Here is a 20,003-nt window from a genome sequence, read left to right as displayed (position 1 = left end):
AGCTCCGTGCTTATTTGCCAGCCCCGACCTCAGGCTGTTTCTGCAACAACACCCGAGTCACCCGGCGCTCTTCCACGCCGACAACCTGAAGGTTCCAGCCCTGCCAGTCCAGGCTATCGCCGGTGGACGGCAGGCGATCCAGCAGGCTCATGACCAGTCCGGCGAGGGTCTGATAATCCTCGGTGGCCTTGGCCTGGAAGCCGGTGCGTTCGCGAATCAGACTCAGGTTCAAGGCACCCGATACCACGAAGTCCTCGCCTTGCTTGACGATGTCCGGGCCTTCCACTTCGCTGGCGTCCGGCAGCTGGCCGGCGATGGATTCCAGAATGTCGGTCATGCTCAACACGCCGATGAAATCACCGAACTCGTTGACCACAAAAGCGATGTGCGTCGACTCCTTGCGCATCTGCTCCAGGGCATTGAGGATGGTGAAGCTTTCCAGCAGGTTGATTGCCTTGCGCGACATCAGCTTCAGGTCGGGCTCGTTGCCGGACAACAATTCCTTGAACAGCTCTTTCTTGTGCACGAAGCCCAGCGGCTCATCGATGCCTCGCTCGCCAATCAACGGCAGACGCGAGTAGGACGAGTGCATCAGTTTCAGACGGATTTTCTCGGCATCGTCTTTCAAGTCGATATAGTCGATTTCGGCCCTCGGCGTCATCACCGTGCGAATCGGCCGCTCTGCCAGTTGCAGTACGCCGCTGATCATCACCCGCTCACGACGGTCAAACACCGGCTCGCTGCTTTCGCCTTCCAGCATGTCGGTGATTTCCTCATCGACATCGCCAGACTCCAGCTTGCGACCGCCCAGCAGACGCATCACCGCATGGGCAGCCCGCTCGCGACGCGGCAGGTGGCCATGAGCAGACTTCTTGCTGCGCTTGCGAGCGATCTGGTTGAACACCTCGATGAGGATCGAGAAACCGATGGCCGCGTACAGATAGCCCTTGGGAATATGGAAACCCAGACCCTCGGCGGTCAGGCTGAAACCAATCATCATCAAGAAGCCCAGACACAGCATGATCACTGTCGGGCGGCTGTTGACGAATTTGGTCAGCGGCTTGCTGGCAATCATCATCAGGCCGATGGAGAAGATCACAGCAATCATCATCACCGACAGGTGTTCGACCATGCCGACGGCCGTGATTACGGCGTCCAGCGAGAACACCGCGTCGAGTACCACGATCTGCGCAACGATGGGCCAGAACAACGCATAACCTGCGTTACCGGCGCGCTGGGCAACATGGCCTTCCAGCCGTTCGTGCAGTTCCATGGTGGCCTTGAACAACAGGAACACACCACCAAACAGCATGATCAGGTCACGACCGGAGAACGTCTTGTCGAAGATCTCGAACAACGGCTCGGTCAGCGTCACCATCCAGGAGATGCTCGCCAGCAGGCCCAGGCGCATGATCAGTGCCAGCGACAGGCCGATGACGCGCGCCTTGTCGCGTTGCTCGGGGGGCAGTTTGTCCGCCAGAATGGCAATAAACACCAGGTTATCGATACCCAGCACCAGTTCCAGCACGATGAGGGTCAGCAGGCCAAGCCATGCCGTGGGGTCAGCGATCCATTCCATGGTAGTTATGCAGCCTCACGAGAAAAATGGCGAGAAAACTCATCGTTGGCCACAGCTGGCCAAGCACTGCAATGAATTGCCATGCGCAAAGGTGCCTTGCGACCATGCACAGGCATGTCGGGGCCATTGCAACACGAGAGAGAGTGTAAACCGGCGTTCGAATCAAACGGCCTGCCTGGTGAATGGGATATCACTGGCCAGCCATCAGCGGTGAAGGGAAGGCAACTCGGAGGCTCCTGGAGGGTATTCATACGGTCCTGAAAATCAATACGGGCGTTGATCGTACAATACACACAACTGTTTCGTATTTTGTATAAGTATTACAAGACTTGACCAAAAGCACGGCGTATTCCTAAGCCTCGCTCAACCCGGAGCGACGTTTTGCCGCACCTCCAAGTACGACCAGTTGTCTGACAACGGCAGTGTCCGGGTAGATCACACAAATCATTTGTTTTAAAATGTTGCAATAACGTCAGGCCTGCGCAGTGTCCAACGCGACTTGTGTGAATGCACGATCCCCTGCCCTCTGACCAGAATCATAAAAAGAAAGCCCGTCATAGACGGGCTTTTTTCGTTTTCAGCTTTTGCACCCCGAAGCCGGTGACCGGCATCGCGGACGACCCGTTTCTTTTAACCTTTGAGGTGATTTCCCATGCTGCGTATCGTTGTCGTTCATTTGTTCCAGTGGCTCAAGCGCCTATCGTCCGCGCTGTTCTTCCGCAGCGCCGAGGACAACTATTCCCGTAGCTTCACTCGGGAAAACGATGACGAAGGCCGCTGGACCTTTGTTTCAATCGTCATCGTTCTGACCCTCAGCCTTTACTGCCTGGCTGGTCTGGGTTACTACGCCAAGACCAATATCTGGGACGGTTTCACCCAGGAGCAGAAAGAGAATATCGCTCAGGCCATGGTGGTCAGTTCGCAGAATCTCTGACGAACGACACAATCGGAATACGACGGGGAAGCGAAAGCTTCCCCGTTTTCGTTTCGCCCGCTTGTCACAGGCATGCTTTTCTGCGAGAAAGCGCTGCGAAAATGCACGCTCTCGGCATTCATTGAGCGCGCTAAAAACGGAAGCCTTGTAATGAGCAAAGAATTACAGATTACCGACCTGCATCCCGGCGAAGGCAAGGAAGCGGTCAAAGGTGCGCTGATCACCACGCATTACACCGGAACCCTCGAAGACGGCACTGTCTTTGATTCCTCTCACCAGCGTGGCAAGCCGTTTCAGTGCGTGATCGGCACCGGACGCGTTATCAAGGGCTGGGATCAGGGCCTTATGGGCATGAAGGTGGGCGGCAAACGCAAACTGTTCGTGCCTGCCCATCTGGCCTATGGCGACAGAACGATGGGCGCGCACATCAAACCGGGTGCCGACCTGACGTTTGAAATAGAGCTGCTGGAAGTGCTGACCCGCGACGATTGAGCGAGCTGCCTTGCAGATCGCCTTGAATCGGCCGATAACCCTAGCTGACAGGCATAAGCCTGATTGCTTGTTATCGCGAAAAAAGCCATGCTCCGGGTATGGAACTTGGCACAGGAACACGTATGGCGCTCAATAAGTCGACTCAGGAGCTGAAGCGGCACCTGAAAGGGACAGCAACCAATCTGGAAAACACGGCGGAAGAAATTCTCAAACTCGCCTCGCAAATGAAAGATGTCGACGTGACGGCAGTACTGCAGATGGTCAACCGCCTTTACAGCGATGCCGATCAGCTCAAGGCCTATGCCGATGAGGTCAGGGCCAAGCGAATCGTACGCGCCAAGCCACTATGAACCGCTGAAACCAACGATCAGACGCGCTTCCATTGGTCCAGAGGGCCTTCGATGCTGCCACAGCCCGCCAGAATCAGCGCCAGCCCCAGGCACCTCAACATGCAGAAATGGCGTGGCCGGGTCGGCATGTGCCTGGTGGCGAGCCTTTCGGTTCTGGCGGGCATGACCGACGCCATCGGTTTCATGGCGACCGGCGACTTCGTTTCGTTCATGAGTGGCAACACCACCCGGCTTGCCGTCGCCATCAGTGCCGGCGACCTGAGCGTGACCCTTCGCCTGGCACTCGCAATCTTCGCCTTTATTGCCGGCAATGCGCTGGGCGTCGTCGTTGCACGGCTTGGCGGCCGGCGCGCCCTGCCCCTGCTGCTGGGGATCGCCACGCTGCTGTGCGCCGCAGCCGCATGGCCGCTGGAAAGCAATATGCTCGCACTGATCTGGGCCATTCTGGCAATGGGCATGCTTAACGCCGCCGTGGAACAGGTCAACGGGCTGCCGGTCGGCCTGACCTACGTAACCGGCGCGTTGTCGCGTTTCGGGCGTGGCCTGGGCCGCTGGATACTGGGCGAGCGCCGGGATGGCTGGCGCGTGCAACTGGTGCCGTGGGTTGGCATGTTCATCGGGGCGGTCATCGGCGCACTGCTTGAACAACGCCTGGGGCTTAATGCCCTGTTGATCAGCGGCAGCCTGTCGGCATTGCTGGGGCTGGTTTCATTGAAAATCCCGCATCGCTGGCAACGTCAGTACATGCCTCGCTGAACCCTGCGATTCCCATCTGCTGAAATACGTTTACCATACGCCGCCTTTCATAACCGACCTTCGTCATGACCCCTGAAGCACTCGCCATCCTGCAACAGCATCTACCCGCCGCCCTGAACAACGTTCCGACTGAAACCCGCCGCCTGTTTCATGGCCGTGGTCGCGTATGGCCGGGGCTGGAGCACATTACCGTCGACTGGATGCAGGGCGTGGTGCTGGTCTCACTGTTCAAAGAGCCTCTTGAGCCCGAACTGGCAGCTCTGACGCAGCTGTTGAACGAGTTGATCGAAACGCCGCAGTGGCAACAAAGTCAGGCCCATACCCTGTTGTTGCAACACCGCTATTTGCCGCAAAGCACTACACAATGGCTGACCGGCGAGGTGGTCGATGAATGGGTGATCACCGAAAATGGCCTGCGTTATAAAGTCGATTTCGGCAAGAAGCAGAACAGCGGTCTGTTTCTGGACATGCGCTATGGCCGCGAATGGGTGCAGGCCCAGGCAAAGGGCAAGCGCATCCTGAACCTGTTCGCCTACACCTGCGGCTTCTCGGTCGCCGCCCTTGCCGGTGGTGCAGACCATGTAGTGAACCTGGACATGGCCCGCGCGGCATTGAATCGCGGTCGTGAGAATCACCGGCTCAATGATCAGGATCTGAGCCGGGTGACCTTTCTCGGGCACGACCTGTTCAAGTCATGGGCCAAAGTCACCCGCTCCGGCCCTTACGACCTGATCATCATTGACCCGCCGTCTTTCCAGAAAGGCAGCTTCATGCTCGACAAGGACTACCAGCGAGTCCTGCGCCGTCTGCCAGAGTTGCTGGATGAAGACGGTTCGGTGCTGGCATGCATGAACGATCCGGCGCTGGGGCCGGACTTTCTGATTCAGCACACGGCAATCGAGGCACCGTGCCTGCGCTTCGAGCAACGCCTGGAGAACCCGCCGGAATTCCCGGATGCGCGGGTCGATGGCGGCCTGAAGGCTTTGGTGTTCAAGGCTGAAGGCTTGAGTCGCACAGGGTGGGCGTGAACCCCGTAACGACTTTCAATCAAGCCTTCAAAACAGTGGCCCGTGCTCGGACCGGGTTTGGATCAGACTGAAAACCTCGATACTAGGCGACTCAGATCCACAGCCAGGCGGGACAGCTCCTGACTGGCTGTGGAGGTCAGGCTGGAGGCAGAAGAGCTCTGGACTGACAAATCGCGAATGCTCACCAGGTTCTCATCGACAGAGCGGGCAACATGCGCTTGCTGCTCCGAAGCCGTTGCAATCATCAGGTTGCGCTCATTGATGTGGCTGATCGATGTGGTGATCTCCTTGATTGCAACACCAGCCTGCTGAGCGATCAGCAACGTCGCGTCGGTTTCCGCATTGCTCTGCTTCATCGACTGGACGGCACCGCTGGAGTTTTTCTGAATACCCTGGATCATCTGTTCTATTTCCTGGGTAGACGTCTGAGTACGATGGGCCAGCGCCCTGACCTCATCGGCGACCACGGCAAATCCACGACCCTGTTCACCCGCGCGGGCGGCTTCGATAGCGGCGTTGAGCGCCAGCAGATTGGTCTGCTCGGCAATCGCGCGGATGACATCGACCACCTTGGCGATATCCTGCGCCTGATGGGCCAGTCCTTCTACTTCAACTCCAGTCTTGTCCACTGTGGTACTGAGTTTTTCCAGCGCAGCGATGGTCTGGCCGACGCAATCCTGGCCGGTCTGCGCAGACTTTTCACAGGCTTGCGTGGAGGTCGAAGCAGCGACCGCATTGCGTGCAACTTCTTCAATGGCTGCGGTCATCTGGTTGACCGCCGTGGCGGCCTGCTCGGTTTCCATCGTCTGGCGTTGGATACCTTGCGCGGAGTCCTGAGTGATGGAGCTCATTTCTTCAGCAGCCGACGCCAACAGGCCCGAGGCATCAGAGATGTGCTGAATGGTGCCCTTGAGGCTTGAGAGCATGGTTGCAGTGGCTTTTTGCAGTTCGGTCAGCTCATCGGCCCCGTTGACTTCCACCGTGGTACGCAAGTCGCCCTCGGCGATTTTGCGTGTCGAGTCGAGCAATGCCTGAACGGGTCTGGCGATGCTGCGGGTGAATAAAGTGGCAACAATCAGGGTAATAATCACGGCCAGAACAATAAGTGTAAGGGTGACGGTTAGTCCACTTTCATAGTTTTTGTCTGCTATGGCCCCTGATTGTTCTGCACCCTTGACGTTGACTTCGATCAATTGTTCTATAGATGATTGCAAGGCCTTCGCCTGCGGGCTGGTAATATCACGGATAAATACGAATAGTTCGCTGTCGGATTTGCTTTTGCTACCAGCTGGTCGATCTTGTCGCTGTAGGCCAGCGCATCGGCTTTGACTTGTTTCCAGACCTGTTCTTCCTGTGGGCTCGACACCAGCGAGCCGTAAGTGTCGGCTGTTTGCAGTAAGGCATTCTTCAATCCGTTCAGCTTATTGACAGACTCCGGCGACTGCCGCTGGTCATCCATCACAAAACGTCGCGCGTCGAGGCGATACAACAGGCCCGCCGTCTCTATGCGTCCAGCCTGTCTGACGCTGGGCAGCCAGTCTGTCTGCAACTGGTCGGCGGACTGGTGTAACCCGTTCATTTTAAAGACTGCGTTCGTGCCAACCCCGGCAAGCAGCAGGCAAATAATGCCGAAGCTGAGAAGCGCCCTCAAGTTCAAACCTATATTTCTTATTGGCATTTTATAGATCCCCTTGCTGTCACAACGGTAGGGCGGGAACCATGCACAAATGATGGCACCCAAACATCACTTTAATGATTTAAAAATAAAAAAACTACTGTTTAGTGCAAAAACTCCTGGCACCACATAACGCCTTTAATAGTGCTTTAAACCCACCAATAGTCAGACTTTTCAGTTGAGACTATGCTTTTAGTATTACTACCTCATCAGGGTAAATCCCGTAACGCTTGATGCTCTGTTTATACTGACAAATAACACCCGCAGTGTTACCTCTCTCCATGACCGGAGAGCGGTAACACTGTTAAGCGGATCACGCACTCAAGCGCGAGATCACATCGTTAAGGCCAGCTGAAAGGCCTTTCAGTTCATGGCTGGCGTTCTGGGTACGTTTGACGTTGTCCTGATTGGTCACCGCGATTGCGGTGATTTCAGTCAGGTTGCGCGAAATATCCTCTGCCACAGAAGTCTGCTCTTCGGCAGCAGTCGCTATCTGGCGATTCATGTCGCGAATATTCTCGACTGCCACGGTAATGCGCTGCAGTGTAGCGCCGGCATGCGTAACCTGCTCGACACTCTCTTCGCTGTGCGCCTGACCGCCCTGAATGGCTTGCACCGCGTCGCTTGCGCCGGTCTGCACCGAATTAATGATCTGATTGATCTCGGCCGTGGACACGGCGGTACGTTGTGCCAATGTCCGGACTTCGTCAGCCACCACGGCAAAACCGCGCCCGGCTTCACCTGCACGTGCAGCCTCGATGGCGGCGTTGAGCGCCAGTAGATTGGTCTGATCAGCGATCCCGCGAATCACCTCAAGCACCTTGCCGATACGACCGCTGTCTGTTTCCAGGCGCTGAATGACGTTGGCCGTCGAGGAAATCTCACTGCGCATCCGGGTGATGGTGGCGATGGTCGACTGCATGACTTTCTCACCGTCCTGCGCGCTTTGGTCAGCCTCATCCGCAGCCCGTGCAGCATGTGCCGCATGGCGGGCAACTTCCTGGGCAGTAGCGGACATTTCGGTCATCGCGGTAGCGACCTGATCGGTACGCTCAAATTGCTCGTGAGTGCCCTGAGCCATTAATTCGGCAATGGCATTCAGCTCGCCGCCAGCAGTATCGAGGTCGGTGGTACTGCGCTTGAGGCGACTGAAAGTATCTGCCAGAAAATCACGTAGCGTGTTCGCTGCGACGGCCAGACGGCCGAGTTCGTCCTGGCGCGTCACGTCAACGCGTGCAGCGAACTTGCCTTCACTCAACTGGGCGACGTATTCGATAAGCATGCGAATCGGCGCAACCAGATTGCGATTGACAATCCACAGGGCAAGCAGACCTACCAGCAGCGCAGAAACGAGCATTACAACTGCACCAGTCAGGATCGTGCGGTCGGCTTGCTGACTGATTGCAACCGACTGGGCATCGCTGGACTTGTGCAGTTGATCAACCAGGATGGCCATCTGCTCGCTCGTCGGACGGTCTACGCCTTTGACTGCGGCGTCGCCAGCAGAAGCATCGTTGCCCGCCGCGATGAATGCATCACGGCCAGTGCGATAGGCAGTGCCCAATGTGCGGTGCGCCTGCTGCAGTGCCTGCACCTGGCTTTTCAACGATTGATCGGTGCCTTCCATTTCTGCCAGCAGACCCAACGTACTTTGCACCTTACGTTCCTGCTCTTCGAATTGCCCCCAGAATTTGTCGCGGTCTGCCGATGCCTTGCCGCGCAACAGAACGTTTTTCCACTCCTGGACCTGAACCTTGAATTGCAGGTTGGCCTCATCAACGAACTGCGAGGCACGGACCGGACCTTCAAGAAGACTGCGATAGGACTGCACGTTACCGGACAGGAAGTTGAAACAGGCCAGCGCAATGATCAGCACCAGTACAAGACTGCCGCCAAGCAAGCCAAGGATTTGGAGCCTCAGGGATTTCGACATCATGATGATCTCTTGAGAAAAGCGGGTCTGCGTCAGCACGCAGAATATGACGAGCCTCATCCCTTACGGCCGAGCCAGCCCGGCACGTGTGCTCTATGAGATCATCATCGGCTTGCGCCAATTTTTCTTTAAAAACAGCGACAGTCGGTATAAATGTCAGAAATACGTCAAAAAAATGCCAAAAAGAGAGTAAAAGATCTAATCCGCCTGCCCGAATACCTGACTGGGCCGTCGCAGCGAAGGATCGAAGGGATTGATTCTGGCACTGATGGCCGTGGCTTCACGCTTGAGTAGTTCTACCACGGTCATCAGGCGATCAGGCCCCAAGCGGTCGGAGATAGTTGCCACGCTGAGCGCTGCCACTGCCCGGCCGCTGCGGTCCAGGATCGGCACGGCCAGCCCGGCCATGCCCGGTAGCGCGCCGGTGTTGCGCCCGGCGTAGCCGAGGCGGCGCACGTTTTCGACCTCTGAACGCAGAAACACCTCGTCGTACAGGTGAAAATCCTTGAGCCGTGGCAGGTTGTAGGCAATCACCGTTTCCCGCTCGTCCTCGGGGAGAAACGCGAGAATCGCCAAGCTGCCCTGCCCTACGCCCAACGCCCAACGCAACACGGCCACCAATGTCGCCGGTGAACGTGCGAATCGGGTACGGGCCCTCACTGCGGTCCAGACAGATCGCGTCAAAGCCACTGCGTGCCAGCAGAAACAGCGAGTCGCCCAGCGATGCAGACAGGCGTAACAGACTGGGGCGTACCACGTCGCGCAGATTGCCGGTGTTGCCCGCCTTGGCGGCCAGCGCAAAGAATTCGATGCTCAACCGATAGCGCTTGCTGAGCAGGTCCTGCTCGACCATGCCCTCATCCATCAGGCTGCGCAGCAAGCGGTGCGTGGTGGGTTGCGAGAGCCCGACACGCTGGGCGAGTTGTGTGACCCGCTCGCCGCCCTCGTCGCAATCGCCCAGGCAATGCAATACGGCGAACAGACGCGACACCGCGCTGACGCCCACTTGCGCAGAATAAGTATTCCGATCAGTGGAATTATTCATGAATATAGCTCGCTATTTTTCCACTAAAAGAATTAATTCGAAGAAAGATGTTATTCAGTGAAATTCCTTATTGAGCCCATCCTAGCCTTCGACCTACTCTCAGTCCACAGGGGCGATTTGAACAATCATCGGTAGCCGACTCAGAGCGAGCACCAACGTCCACAGAACTGCATGACTTCATTTCGCATCTGCCCATGACAAACGCGTGCTTCGGCGCGCATGCACACAGGTGGAAGCAGGCATGGCATTTCTGCAGCTCGAAGGTCTCTCCAAACGCTACGGCTCTATTGACGCGGTCGTTGCCACCAACCTGGCCGTCGACAAGGGCGAATTCGTTTCACTGCTCGGCCCTTCCGGCTGCGGCAAGACCACCACTCTGCAAATGATCGCCGGCTTCGTTGAAGTCAGTGACGGGCGCATCGTGCTCGACGGCCGCGACATTACCCACGCCAAGCCCAGCAGTCGGGGTCTGGGCGTTGTATTTCAGAGCTATGCATTGTTTCCGCACATGACCGTGGCCAACAACGTTGCGTTTGGCCTGCGCATGCGCAAGGTGCCTGCTGCCGAGTTGCAACAGCGTGTCACACGGGTGCTGGAACTGGTTCGTCTCGGTCAGCATGCCGAGCGCTACCCGCGCGAGTTGTCTGGCGGGCAACGGCAGCGGGTCGCGCTGGCCAGAGCACTGGTGATCGAGCCGCCGGTGCTGCTTCTGGATGAACCGCTGTCCAACCTTGACGCCAACCTGCGCGAAGAGATGCAGTTCGAAATTCGCCGTATTCAGAACGAAGTCGGCATCACCACGCTGATGGTTACCCACGATCAGGCTGAAGCCCTGTCGATCAGTGATCGGGTAGTGGTCATGCAGGCCGGGCGTATAACGCAGATCGACGAGCCCTACACGCTCTACGAACACCCGCGCACGCGCTTTATCTCGGGGTTTGTCGGCAAAGCCAATATGTTGCAGGGCGACCCGGACAGCAGCGGCAACCCGCAGATCCGTCTGCTACCCGGCGATGGCACGCTGACACTCAGCCTGCGTCCAGAGAAAATTGATCTGGTCGAACCCGGCTGCGGAAAGCTGTCAGGGCGTATCGTCACGCGTTATTTTCTCGGCAGCCAGTGGCTATATCGCATCCAGACCGGCATCGGCGAAATAACCGTAGTGCGTCGCAACGACGGCCAGGCACCGCTGGAACAAGGTGCTGCGGTCGGCATCGATTGGCCAGCCGAATTGCTGCGCGTGCTGGACGCCGACGAGGTGCGCGCATGAGCCTGATGAGCGAAATGCGTCAGGGTGGCCGCGGTTATTGGCTGTCAGCCCCGGCACTGGCGTTGTATATCGGCTTGCTGGTGCTGCCGCTGGGCCTGACGCTGCTGCTGTCATTCAACGTGTTCGACTATCAGGTCGGGGTGAAAAGCGACAGCTATACGCTGGCCAATTACACGGCCGTGGTCACCGATTCGTATTTCTATGAAATCTTCCTGCGCACCTTCTGGATCAGCGCGCTGGTAACGTTGCTCTGCGTGTTGATCGGCGTGCCGGAGGCCTACATTCTGAGCCGCATGGGCACACCGTGGCGCTCGATCTTTCTGATTCTGATCCTCACGCCGCTGCTAATCTCGGTGGTGGTCCGGGCCTTCGGCTGGAGCCTGCTGTTGGGGGCGGACGGTCTGATCAACCAGGCCATCCAGTTAATGGGCGGTCGCCCGGTGAAACTGCTGTACACCCCGTTTGCCGTGATCATCGCGCTGGTCCACGTCATGTTGCCGTTCATGATCATTCCGGTCTGGACCTCGTTGCAAAAGCTCGACCCCACCGCCGAACAGGCCGCGCTGTCGCTGGGTGCCAGTCAGGCAAAAGTCATGCGCCTGATCGTCCTGCCACAGGTCATGCCGGGCGTGCTGTCCGGCTCACTGATTGTCTTTGGCCTGGCCGCCAGTTCGTTTGCCATTCCCGGCCTGCTCGGTGGTCGACGTTTGAAGATGGTCTCCACGGTGATCTACGACCAGTACCTCTCGGAGCTCAACTGGCCGATGGGCGCGACCCTGGCGGTGGCGCTGCTGCTGGTCAACCTGCTGGTCATGCTGTCCTGGAACCGCATGATCGAAGGCCGTTACAAAAAAACTCTGGGGGAATGATCCATGTCCAAGAACGGTCCTTTGGCCCTGTCGTTTCATGCGCTGGTAGTGATCTTCATGATGGCCCCGCTGGTGGTGGTGTGCCTGGTGGCGTTTACCCCGGAAAACACGCTGAGCCTGCCCACTACCGACTTCTCGCTGCGCTGGTTCAAGGCGGTGTTCGAACGCGCCGACTTTATCGACTCGTTCTACAACAGCCTGATTCTGGCGTTTGTGTCCGCAACGCTGGCGACGTTGATCGCGGTGCCTGCTGCGCTGGCGATCACCCGCCATACATTTCCGGGCCGCAACTTTTTCAATGCGCTGTTTCTTTCGCCGATCATCATTCCGCACCTGGTGCTGGGGGTGGCGATGCTGCGCCTGTTTGCGCTGATGGGCGTAAACGGCAGCTTCACCTGGCTGATCTTCGCCCACGTGCTGGTCATCACGCCTTACGTACTGCGTCTGGTGCTGGCGGCGGCGATCGGTATCGACCGCAGCGCCGAACACGCCGCCGAGTCATTGGGGGCCAACCGTTTCACCCTGTTTCGGCAGATCACCCTGCCGATGATCCTGCCCGGCGTGGCAGGCGGCTGGTTGCTGGCGTTCATCAACAGCTTCGATGAAGTCACGCTGTCGATCTTCGTCACCTCGCCTGCTACCCAGACCCTGCCGGTGCGCATGTACGTTTACGCCACCGAATCCATCGACCCGATGATGGCTGCCGTATCGGCACTGGTCATCGCCCTCACCGCCGCCACCATGATCCTGCTCGACCGGGTCTATGGGCTGGATCGGGTGCTGGTCGGCAAACACTGATCCGGAGCTTTCACGTTATGGCATTGCTGAAACGACTGGCTGAACATGATCGCCCCGTTCTGCCCTTCACCCTCGATGGGCAACCGGCCAATGGTCTGTTGGGCGACACCGTGCTGACTGCGGTATTGACCGCCAGTGAGCACCTGCGCGGCAGTGACTTCAGTGCCGAGCCGCGCGCCGGGTTCTGCATGATGGGCGCCTGCCAGGACTGCTGGGTAAGACTCGGCAACGGCCAGCGAGTGCGTGCCTGTTCGACGCTGCTGGAAGCTGGCCAGGCGATTATTCGTGAACCGGGGCGGCGGCCATGAGCAAAGACCGCGTTGCCATTATCGGCGCCGGCCCAGCCGGGATTCGCGCTGCCCAGACGCTGCTGGAGCACGGTGTCAAAGCCTGCCTGATCGACGAAGGTCTGCGCGGCGGCGGGCAGATCTATCGTCGCCAGCCAGAGAATTTCCAGCGTTCGGCCAAGGCGCTTTACGGCTTTGAAAGCGGCAAGGCCGTTGCACTGCATCAGGCACTCGATGCACTGACAACACAGATCGACTACCGACCGCAGACGCTGGTGTGGAACGTCGAAGGCAATCAACTCGATACCCTGCACAACGGAACAGTCGCAACCCTGGATTTCACCCGACTGATTGTCGCCACAGGTGCCACCGACCGCATTCTGCCAGTGCCCGGCTGGACACTGCCCGGCGTGTATAGCCTGGGTGCAGCGCAGATCGCACTTAAATATCAGGGCTGTGCGATTGGCGAACGCGTGGTGTTTTGCGGCAGCGGCCCCTTGCTGTATCTGGTCGCCTATCAATACGCCAAGGCTGGCGCGAACGTGCTGGCGGTACTCGACAGCGCGCCGTTTTCAGCCCAATGCAAGGCGCTGCCTGCGCTGCTCGGCCAACCGGCAACCCTTGCCAAGGGCCTGTATTACCGCGCGTGGCTGAGTGCGCATGGCATTCCCGTGCACCAGGGCGCACACCTCACCCGCATCAACGGTGACAAACGCGTAGACGGCATTCACTGGCAACGCAACGGCCAATCAGGCCAACTGGCCTGCGACGCAGTAGCCTTTGCCCATGCGCTGCGCAGCGAGACACAACTGGCCGACCTGCTCGGCTGTGAATTCGGTTGGAGCCCGCTTAACCGAGCGTGGCTGCCCATTCGCGATGACTGTGGGCGCAGCAGCGTGCCAGACGTGTATCTGGCAGGCGACGGTGCTGGAATCATGGGCGCAGACGCGGCGGAAATGGCCGGAGAACTGGCCGCGCTCGGGCTGCTGCAAGACAGCGGTGTCACCGTCGACGCCGTGCGTATCAGTGACCTGCAAACCGCACTGCAACGCATCGAACGCTTCCGCCACGGGCTGGAAACCGCTTTCCCGTTCCCCGAAGACTGGGCCGCCAATGTAGCGGATGACACTGTTGTCTGCCGCTGTGAAGAAGTCTCTGCGGGCGATATTCGCACCACCGTGCAGGACGGTCATTGGGAGATCAACCGGGTCAAGGCCATGTGCCGGGTTGGCATGGGCCGCTGTCAGGGCCGGATGTGCGGCCTGGCAGCCGCCGAGATCATCGCCCGCGAGAGCGGCCGACCACTTGAGCAGGTCGGCCGTCTACGCGGCCAGGCACCGATCAAGCCACTGCCGTTCGGCCTGGAGATGCTGCCCGTGGACAAACAATCAGCGGAGAAACAACCATGAGCACGCTGATTGAAAGCGATGCGATTGTCATCGGCGGCGGCATTGTCGGCTCGTCGGCAGCCTTGGCGCTCGCCCTGAAGGGCAAGCGTGTGGCCCTGCTGGAGCGCGACTTTTGCGGCTCGCACTCCAGCGGCGTCAATTATGGCGGTGTGCGCCGTCAAGGCAGGCCCTTGTCGCAACTGCCCTTGTCGCAACGGGCGCATCAGATCTGGAGCGGCCTGCGTGAGCTGATCGGTATCGACGGCGAATACCAGCGCTCCGGCCACCTCAAACTGGCGCGCAGCGAGCGGGACATGGATGCGCTGCGCAGCTACGCCGAAGCCAGCCGGGGGTTCGGGCTGGATTTGCAACTGCTGGATCGAGAGCAACTGCGCGCCCGTTACCCTTGGGCGGGCGATGTCGCCGTCGGTGCATCGCTGTGCGCCGACGACGGGCACGCCAATCCGCGTCTGGTATCGCCCGCCTTTGCCAGCGCAGCTCGCCGAGCGGGCGCTCAGGTATTCGAGCAGGCGCCGGTCAGCGAAGTCAGTCACGACGGCAACGCCTTCATCGTCACGACCGCCAGCGGCCTGACACTGCGAGCCCCCTGGCTACTGAATTGCGCTGGCGCCTGGGCAGGAGCGCTGGCGGCACAATTTAACGAACCGGTGCCGATGTATTCGGGGCATCCGGCGATGCTGGTGACAGAACCACTGCCGATGTTCATGGACGTCAGCACCGGTGTCGAAGGCGGCGGCATCTATGCCCGGCAGGTGGCACGCGGCAATTGCGTGCTGGGCGGCGGACAAGGCTTTGCCCTCGGCCCTGCGCATGCCAGGCCGGGACAGGCGGCAGTGCTCGACATTCTGCGCAACGCCGTCGAACTCTACCCGCCATTGGCCGGCGCCCAGGCCATTCGCACCTGGAGCGGCACTGAAGGCTACCTGCCTGATCGCGAACCGGTGCTGAGCCCGAGCCTGACCCGGCCCGGGCTGCTGCACGGCTTCGGCTTTGCCGGGGCAGGCTTTCAGATCGGCCCGGCAGCGGGCGAAGCGCTGGCCGAATGGGTCTGCGACAGTGCCTCAACGATCTCGCTCGAGGCCTTTTCCATCGGCCGCTTCCGCCAGGCAGCTAGCCAACCCACTGCGATAGAACCCGCTACTAACGTCATCCCATTGCACAGAGGAAGGTCGTCCCTATGAAAAGCACCAAACGTCTCGCCCTCACCGGCTTGTCATGCCTGCCCTTGGCGGCCGCACTCGTGTCGTTGCCTGCCCAGGCCGAAACCACGCTGTACCTGGGCATGAACGGCGGAACCATGGAGCGCCTGTACGCCGATCAGGTTATGCCTGCTTTCGAGAAGGCCAACAACGTCAAGGTGGTGATCGTGCCCGGCACCTCGGCCGATATCCTTGCCAAGGTGCAGGCGAGTAAAGACAACCCGCAGATGCACGTCATCTTTCTCGACGACGGCATCATGTACCGGGCTATTTCCATGGGCCTGTGTGACGCCCTGCAGCCCAGCGCCAGTCTGGCTGACCTGCCTGCCAAGGCCAAAATCAAGGAACAGGCAGCGGCTGTCAGCCTGGGTGTGACCGGCCTTGCTTACAACACGCGGATGTTCAAGGAAAAGGGCTGGAGCGCGCCCACCTCGTGGATGGACCTGGCCGACAAACGTTTCAAGGACAAGGTGGTGTTCCAGTCACTGGCCTCCTCGACCTTCGGCCTGCATGGCTTTCTGATGTTCAACCGTATCCAGGGCGGCAGCGAGAAAGACGTCGAACCCGGCTTCAAGGCCTGGCCGAAAACTGTCGGCCCGAACGTGCTGGAATACATAGCCAGCTCGGCAAAGATCTCGGAAATGGTGCAAACCGATGAAGCCGCGCTGTTCCCGCTGACGCCTACGCAGGTGACCGCCTTGAAGATCAAGGGCGTGCCGGTGGAGTACGCCTCGCCCAAGGAAGGCGGCGTGGTGTTGAACGTGGCTGAATGTGCAATCGCCAATAACAACCAGCCAGAGCTGGCCCAGAAGCTGGCGGCCTACCTGCTGACACCGGAAGCACAGGCACCTGCGTTGGAATTCGGCGATCAGATCCCGTCAAATCCGAAAACCCCCACCTCCGAGAAGACGCGCGCGCAAGTCGAGGCCATGGAAAAGTACCTGGAAACAGCGGTAACCATCGACTGGGATCAAGTCAACCAGATCCGCCCCGAGTGGAACGCACGCTGGAGCCGCAGTATCGAGCGCTAGTCGCAAGCGGCAAGGTCAAAAGGCCGTGCCGTTTACAGGCAAGCACCGGCTGATCACCGCCCGGCAAATTATTTCAACTTATTACCGCACAAGAGAGTCCCACCGTTACGCCCTCTTCTTGAGGCGCATTTAACGGTGGTTCTTTCTTTATGAGTTTTATTGTCTGCATGAGCGTGCTTGGCGTGCTCTTGATGCTATTGGCACTCACGTCCTCGTACCTGCGCTGGATGCCGGTGACCACGTCAGCGGTATGCCTGGGATTCGGCTTTGGCATCGGGCCGATGGGCCTGGATATCGTCAATCTGGATTTCGAAAAATCCTACGAATGGCTGGAGCGCCTGACCGAGGTGGCGGTGCTGTTTTCCCTGTTCGGTACGGGCATCAAGTTGCGCCTGCCGCTGCGCGGCAAGGCCTGGCACTCTGCCTACTGGCTGGCCGGGCCAGTGATGCTGGTGACCATTGCTGGCGTGACGGTCGCGGGGCACTACATCATCGGCCTGGACTGGGGCGTGTCGTTGTTGCTCGGTGCCATGCTGTCGCCGACCGACCCTGTACTGGCCGGGATGGTCCAAGTGAACAACGCCCAGGACCAGGATCGCCTGCGGTTTGGTCTGTCCGGCGAAGCGGGCCTCAACGACGGGACGGCGTTTCCGTTCGTGATCTTTGCCTTGCTGTACCTGAGTTCCGGGGGCGCAATGAGCGACTGGGTCCAGGGATGGCTGATCAAGGACCTGATCTGGGCGGTTCCGGCCGGTTTGTTGATTGGTTACGGCATGGGCCGCGGCGTTGGCCATCTGATGATCTTTCTGCGCATCAAGAACGCCGACAGCACCACATCACCCAATGACTTTCTGGCGCTGGCATTGATCGCCCTGGCCTACGTGGTCGCGCAAGGTGTGGGAGCCTTCGGTTTTCTTTCGGTCTTTGCCGCCGGATTCGGGCTGCGTCAGGCTGAAGTACGTGTCACGCGCTCAGAGCTGCCATCGGAGCATGCCGCGCAACCGGTCCTGGGGCATATGACTGCATCCCTTGAACAGGGCACAGTAGCGCAGGGCGAAGACATGAGCGACTCGCAACTGGCTGCCGGGGTAATGATGGGCGATATGCTCGCGTTCGGCAGCCTGGTGGAACGCGCGATGGAAGTGTTGCTGATCACCCTGCTGGGCGCTGCGCTGGCAATGTACTGGGACTGGCGCGCGATTGGTCTGGGTATCGCGCTGTTCTGCGTGATTCGTCCTGCCAGCGTTTGGTTGCTGGTGAGTCGTCGCCTGCTCAACGTCCGACAAAAAGCACTGGTTGGATGGTTCGGTATTCGTGGGATCGGCAGTCTTTATTACCTGTGTTTTGCGTTGTCACACGGTCTGGCACACGATGTCGGCCACGTTGTGATCGGCATGACACTTTCGGTCGTAGCGCTGAGCATTCTGGTAAACGGCATCAGCATCCAGCCTTTACTGGAACGCTACGAGCGCAGCGCCGCCGCCAACCCTGATTAACAGGCCTGCTACGGCAAAGGGCCATAGATGAGGTCGATGAGGGTATTGGAAGAAGCAATTGGACTGCGGCATTTCGACTCGGTAGCGTGGCGGCCATGTAGCAGGTGCATAGCCGCCAGTGCAAAGCTTGAGGCGTGCAGCTAATATGTGGGCAGGCTTGGGCACTTTGCCAGCCTGCGCAAAGGCCCGGATGCTGCACCTTGCAAAAGAGCTGAACCCCTGTAGCACGCTGGCCTCCAAACCTGGAATACAGCTCTCTCGATCATTTAGAAGGTGAAATGTCAGAACCCGTCCTGATGGACCGCTTTGCACGTAAAGTCGATTATCTGCGCATGTCGGTCACCGACCGGTGCGATTTCCGCTGCGTGTACTGCATGGCCGAAGAGATGACGTTTTTGCCTCGGCAACAGATTCTTTCGCTGGAGGAAATCCTTCAGGTAGCCGAGCGCTTCGTGGCGCTGGGTACACGCAAAATTCGTCTCACCGGTGGTGAGCCACTGGTACGCTCGGGTGTCGTGGGTCTGTGTGAAAAGATCGCCGCCCTGCCCGGCCTGCGTGAACTGTGCATGACCACCAACGGTTCACAACTGGACAAACTGGCCGCCCCGCTGTTCAAGGCCGGCGTCACCCGTCTGAACATCAGCCTGGACAGCCTCGACCCGCAACGTTTTCGCGAGCTGACCCGCACGGGTGATCTGCACAAGGTCATTGCCGGTATCGACGCCGCCAATGCTGCCGGTTTTGTGCACACCAAGCTCAACTGCGTGGTAATGCATGGTCGCAATGATCACGAGATCAACGACCTGCTGGCGTTCGCCATCGATCGCAATCTGGATGTCTCGTTCATCGAAGAGATGCCGCTGGGCATCATCAGCGAGCACAGCCGTGCCGAGTCCTTCTACTCCAGCGATCAGGTTCGCGAGCGCATTGCCGAACGTTACACGCTGGTGCCTTCCACCGACTCGACTCAGGGGCCGTCGCGCTACTGGCGTCTGGCTGAAGCGCCGGGCATTCGCATTGGCTTCATCTCACCGCACAGTCATAACTTCTGCGGCACCTGCAATCGCGTGCGCCTGACGGTCGAAGGCCGCTTGCTGCTGTGCCTGGGCAACGAGCACTCCGTGGACTTGAAAGCGGTACTGCGCGCCAATCCCGGTCAGCCTGAGAAACTCGAAAAAGCCATCATCGATGCCATGCAAATCAAGCCGTGGAGCCACAACTTCACCCACGACGATGGCGTGCAGGTGGTGCGCTTCATGAATATGACGGGCGGCTGACAGCCGCCCTGAAGGATAACGCCTCATACGAGGCGTTATTTATTTGCCGGCCTTGCGAAAGAACAAGGTGATCTGCCCGACTTCGACACCCAGCTTGGTCATCGACGAACGATTGGCCATGGTCTGCTTGTCGATCAGGTACATCCAGTCATCCAGGCTGACGTCATACTCGGTGCCGTCCACCGGCAACCTGAGCACATAGTTCCAGTGGAAGCTGTTGCCTGACACTTCGCCATAGGCCTCGCCAACCACGTCACCTGCCGTGCCCTTCCAGCGTCCCGGACCATCGGGACGCAAACGCCACTCCCGAACCTGCTTGGTGCCATCGCTGTAGCTGAAGGCCTCGTGCATGACCAGCACTTCGCCTTCACTGTGCCCGTCGATCACCACGGTAAAGCGCTTGGTGACTTCACCGGAGCGCTTTTGAAACATTCCCCAGGCCTCGACACGCCCGGTGAAGTACTGGCGCAGATCGAGCTTGGGCTCTTCCTGACTGTAACGGGTTACCGGCACACCGCCGCAGCCGCTCAGTACAAGCCCCGCAAACAACATCAACATCCACTTTCTCAGCATGC

Annotated in this window: 17 protein-coding genes and 2 pseudogenes; 14 read left to right on the top strand and 5 right to left on the bottom strand. The window is 59.0% G+C overall.

The window, feature by feature from the left end; genetic code table 11:
• Nucleotides 1-10 precede the first annotated feature (10 nt).
• Entirely contained in the window at nucleotides 11-1,579 is a 1,569-nt protein-coding gene (locus tag AC4ANE_RS13140; protein WP_031597214.1) for a TerC family protein, read from the bottom strand.
• Between the two features lie 652 nt (nucleotides 1,580-2,231).
• On the opposite strand from AC4ANE_RS13140, the gene AC4ANE_RS13135 reads away from it, so the two are divergent.
• From AC4ANE_RS13135 to AC4ANE_RS13115, 5 genes are all read left to right on the top strand, one after another.
• On the top strand, nucleotides 2,232-2,513 hold the full coding sequence (locus AC4ANE_RS13135) for a hypothetical protein (protein WP_002553776.1): 282 nt from the start codon (nucleotides 2,232-2,234) through the stop codon (nucleotides 2,511-2,513).
• A 150-nt stretch (nucleotides 2,514-2,663) separates the two neighbouring features.
• On the top strand, nucleotides 2,664-3,005 hold the full coding sequence (locus AC4ANE_RS13130; RefSeq protein WP_002553777.1) for an FKBP-type peptidyl-prolyl cis-trans isomerase: 342 nt from the start codon (nucleotides 2,664-2,666) through the stop codon (nucleotides 3,003-3,005).
• Nucleotides 3,006-3,127: 122 nt separating this feature from the next.
• The gene (locus tag AC4ANE_RS13125) at nucleotides 3,128-3,355 is read left to right on the top strand and encodes a hypothetical protein (protein ID WP_002553778.1); all 228 of its coding nucleotides are present in this window, start codon (nucleotides 3,128-3,130) and stop codon (nucleotides 3,353-3,355) included.
• A gap of 51 nt (nucleotides 3,356-3,406) precedes the next feature.
• Nucleotides 3,407-4,111: a YoaK family protein gene (locus tag AC4ANE_RS13120; protein WP_002553779.1), complete on the top strand. Its 705-nt coding sequence runs from the start codon at nucleotides 3,407-3,409 to the stop codon at nucleotides 4,109-4,111.
• A 65-nt stretch (nucleotides 4,112-4,176) separates the two neighbouring features.
• Nucleotides 4,177-5,139: a class I SAM-dependent methyltransferase gene (locus AC4ANE_RS13115; RefSeq protein ID WP_002553780.1), complete on the top strand. Its 963-nt coding sequence runs from the start codon at nucleotides 4,177-4,179 to the stop codon at nucleotides 5,137-5,139.
• 62 nt (nucleotides 5,140-5,201) lie between these two features.
• Here AC4ANE_RS13115 and AC4ANE_RS13110 read toward each other — a convergent pair.
• The 3 genes and pseudogenes from AC4ANE_RS13110 to AC4ANE_RS13100 form a co-directional block, all read right to left on the bottom strand.
• Nucleotides 5,202-6,817: pseudogene (locus AC4ANE_RS13110) on the bottom strand (methyl-accepting chemotaxis protein).
• 310 nt (nucleotides 6,818-7,127) lie between these two features.
• Nucleotides 7,128-8,747, bottom strand: coding sequence for a methyl-accepting chemotaxis protein (locus AC4ANE_RS13105; protein WP_031597219.1), 1,620 nt, complete (start codon nucleotides 8,745-8,747; stop codon nucleotides 7,128-7,130).
• A 198-nt stretch (nucleotides 8,748-8,945) separates the two neighbouring features.
• Nucleotides 8,946-9,792 (bottom strand): annotated as a pseudogene (locus AC4ANE_RS13100) (IclR family transcriptional regulator).
• Between the two features lie 241 nt (nucleotides 9,793-10,033).
• Here AC4ANE_RS13100 and AC4ANE_RS13095 point away from each other — a divergent pair.
• From AC4ANE_RS13095 to moaA, 9 genes are all read left to right on the top strand, one after another.
• Nucleotides 10,034-11,062, top strand: coding sequence for an ABC transporter ATP-binding protein (locus tag AC4ANE_RS13095; protein ID WP_002553784.1), 1,029 nt, complete (start codon nucleotides 10,034-10,036; stop codon nucleotides 11,060-11,062).
• The gene (locus AC4ANE_RS13090; protein WP_002553785.1) at nucleotides 11,059-11,931 is read left to right on the top strand and encodes an ABC transporter permease; all 873 of its coding nucleotides are present in this window, start codon (nucleotides 11,059-11,061) and stop codon (nucleotides 11,929-11,931) included. The genes AC4ANE_RS13095 and AC4ANE_RS13090 overlap by 4 nt, the downstream gene beginning before the upstream one ends.
• A 3-nt stretch (nucleotides 11,932-11,934) precedes the next feature.
• Complete coding sequence (locus AC4ANE_RS13085) at nucleotides 11,935-12,729, top strand: ABC transporter permease (RefSeq protein ID WP_005734602.1); 795 nt, start codon at nucleotides 11,935-11,937, stop codon at nucleotides 12,727-12,729.
• A 17-nt stretch (nucleotides 12,730-12,746) separates the two neighbouring features.
• The gene (locus AC4ANE_RS13080) at nucleotides 12,747-13,037 is read left to right on the top strand and encodes a (2Fe-2S)-binding protein (RefSeq protein ID WP_002553787.1); all 291 of its coding nucleotides are present in this window, start codon (nucleotides 12,747-12,749) and stop codon (nucleotides 13,035-13,037) included.
• The gene (locus AC4ANE_RS13075) at nucleotides 13,034-14,425 is read left to right on the top strand and encodes an FAD/NAD(P)-dependent oxidoreductase (protein ID WP_002553788.1); all 1,392 of its coding nucleotides are present in this window, start codon (nucleotides 13,034-13,036) and stop codon (nucleotides 14,423-14,425) included. The genes AC4ANE_RS13080 and AC4ANE_RS13075 overlap by 4 nt, the downstream gene beginning before the upstream one ends.
• The gene (locus tag AC4ANE_RS13070) at nucleotides 14,422-15,606 is read left to right on the top strand and encodes an NAD(P)/FAD-dependent oxidoreductase (RefSeq protein WP_460408968.1); all 1,185 of its coding nucleotides are present in this window, start codon (nucleotides 14,422-14,424) and stop codon (nucleotides 15,604-15,606) included. The genes AC4ANE_RS13075 and AC4ANE_RS13070 overlap by 4 nt, the downstream gene beginning before the upstream one ends.
• On the top strand, nucleotides 15,603-16,655 hold the full coding sequence (locus AC4ANE_RS13065) for an ABC transporter substrate-binding protein (protein ID WP_002553790.1): 1,053 nt from the start codon (nucleotides 15,603-15,605) through the stop codon (nucleotides 16,653-16,655). Before AC4ANE_RS13070 ends, AC4ANE_RS13065 begins: the two co-directional genes overlap by 4 nt.
• A 149-nt stretch (nucleotides 16,656-16,804) precedes the next feature.
• Complete coding sequence (locus AC4ANE_RS13060; RefSeq protein WP_002553791.1) at nucleotides 16,805-18,151, top strand: cation:proton antiporter; 1,347 nt, start codon at nucleotides 16,805-16,807, stop codon at nucleotides 18,149-18,151.
• Between the two features lie 278 nt (nucleotides 18,152-18,429).
• Nucleotides 18,430-19,428 (top strand): GTP 3',8-cyclase MoaA, encoded by a 999-nt coding sequence (moaA, locus tag AC4ANE_RS13055; protein ID WP_002553792.1) that lies wholly within the window; start codon nucleotides 18,430-18,432, stop codon nucleotides 19,426-19,428.
• 39 nt (nucleotides 19,429-19,467) lie between these two features.
• Here moaA and AC4ANE_RS13050 read toward each other — a convergent pair whose 3' ends face one another.
• Nucleotides 19,468-20,001, bottom strand: coding sequence for a DUF3833 domain-containing protein (locus AC4ANE_RS13050; RefSeq protein WP_002553793.1), 534 nt, complete (start codon nucleotides 19,999-20,001; stop codon nucleotides 19,468-19,470).
• Nucleotides 20,002-20,003 lie beyond the last annotated feature (2 nt).

This window comes from Pseudomonas sp. Pme6b, assembly GCF_058129925.1.
The sequence above is the reverse complement of the archived record's forward strand: the minus strand, read 5'-3'. Positions and strand labels throughout refer to the sequence as shown.

Bases quoted from the DNA above. Each gene is read 5' to 3' on its own strand.
- AC4ANE_RS13115 (WP_002553780.1), top strand. From the start codon at position 4,177: ATGACCCCTGAAGCACTCGCCATCCTGCAACAGCATCTACCCGCCGCC.
- AC4ANE_RS13105 (WP_031597219.1), bottom strand. From the start codon at position 8,747: ATGTCGAAATCCCTGAGGCTCCAAATCCTTGGCTTGCTTGGCGGCAGT.
- AC4ANE_RS13070 (WP_460408968.1), top strand. From the start codon at position 14,422: ATGAGCACGCTGATTGAAAGCGATGCGATTGTCATCGGCGGCGGCATT.
- AC4ANE_RS13140 (WP_031597214.1), bottom strand. From the start codon at position 1,579: ATGGAATGGATCGCTGACCCCACGGCATGGCTTGGCCTGCTGACCCTC.
- AC4ANE_RS13060 (WP_002553791.1), top strand. From the start codon at position 16,805: ATGAGTTTTATTGTCTGCATGAGCGTGCTTGGCGTGCTCTTGATGCTA.
- moaA (WP_002553792.1), top strand. From the start codon at position 18,430: ATGTCAGAACCCGTCCTGATGGACCGCTTTGCACGTAAAGTCGATTAT.
- AC4ANE_RS13125 (WP_002553778.1), top strand. From the start codon at position 3,128: ATGGCGCTCAATAAGTCGACTCAGGAGCTGAAGCGGCACCTGAAAGGG.
- AC4ANE_RS13065 (WP_002553790.1), top strand. From the start codon at position 15,603: ATGAAAAGCACCAAACGTCTCGCCCTCACCGGCTTGTCATGCCTGCCC.
- AC4ANE_RS13095 (WP_002553784.1), top strand. From the start codon at position 10,034: ATGGCATTTCTGCAGCTCGAAGGTCTCTCCAAACGCTACGGCTCTATT.
- AC4ANE_RS13075 (WP_002553788.1), top strand. From the start codon at position 13,034: ATGAGCAAAGACCGCGTTGCCATTATCGGCGCCGGCCCAGCCGGGATT.
- AC4ANE_RS13050 (WP_002553793.1), bottom strand. From the start codon at position 20,001: ATGCTGAGAAAGTGGATGTTGATGTTGTTTGCGGGGCTTGTACTGAGC.
- AC4ANE_RS13080 (WP_002553787.1), top strand. From the start codon at position 12,747: ATGGCATTGCTGAAACGACTGGCTGAACATGATCGCCCCGTTCTGCCC.
- AC4ANE_RS13135 (WP_002553776.1), top strand. From the start codon at position 2,232: ATGCTGCGTATCGTTGTCGTTCATTTGTTCCAGTGGCTCAAGCGCCTA.
- AC4ANE_RS13085 (WP_005734602.1), top strand. From the start codon at position 11,935: ATGTCCAAGAACGGTCCTTTGGCCCTGTCGTTTCATGCGCTGGTAGTG.
- AC4ANE_RS13090 (WP_002553785.1), top strand. From the start codon at position 11,059: ATGAGCCTGATGAGCGAAATGCGTCAGGGTGGCCGCGGTTATTGGCTG.
- AC4ANE_RS13120 (WP_002553779.1), top strand. From the start codon at position 3,407: ATGCTGCCACAGCCCGCCAGAATCAGCGCCAGCCCCAGGCACCTCAAC.
- AC4ANE_RS13130 (WP_002553777.1), top strand. From the start codon at position 2,664: ATGAGCAAAGAATTACAGATTACCGACCTGCATCCCGGCGAAGGCAAG.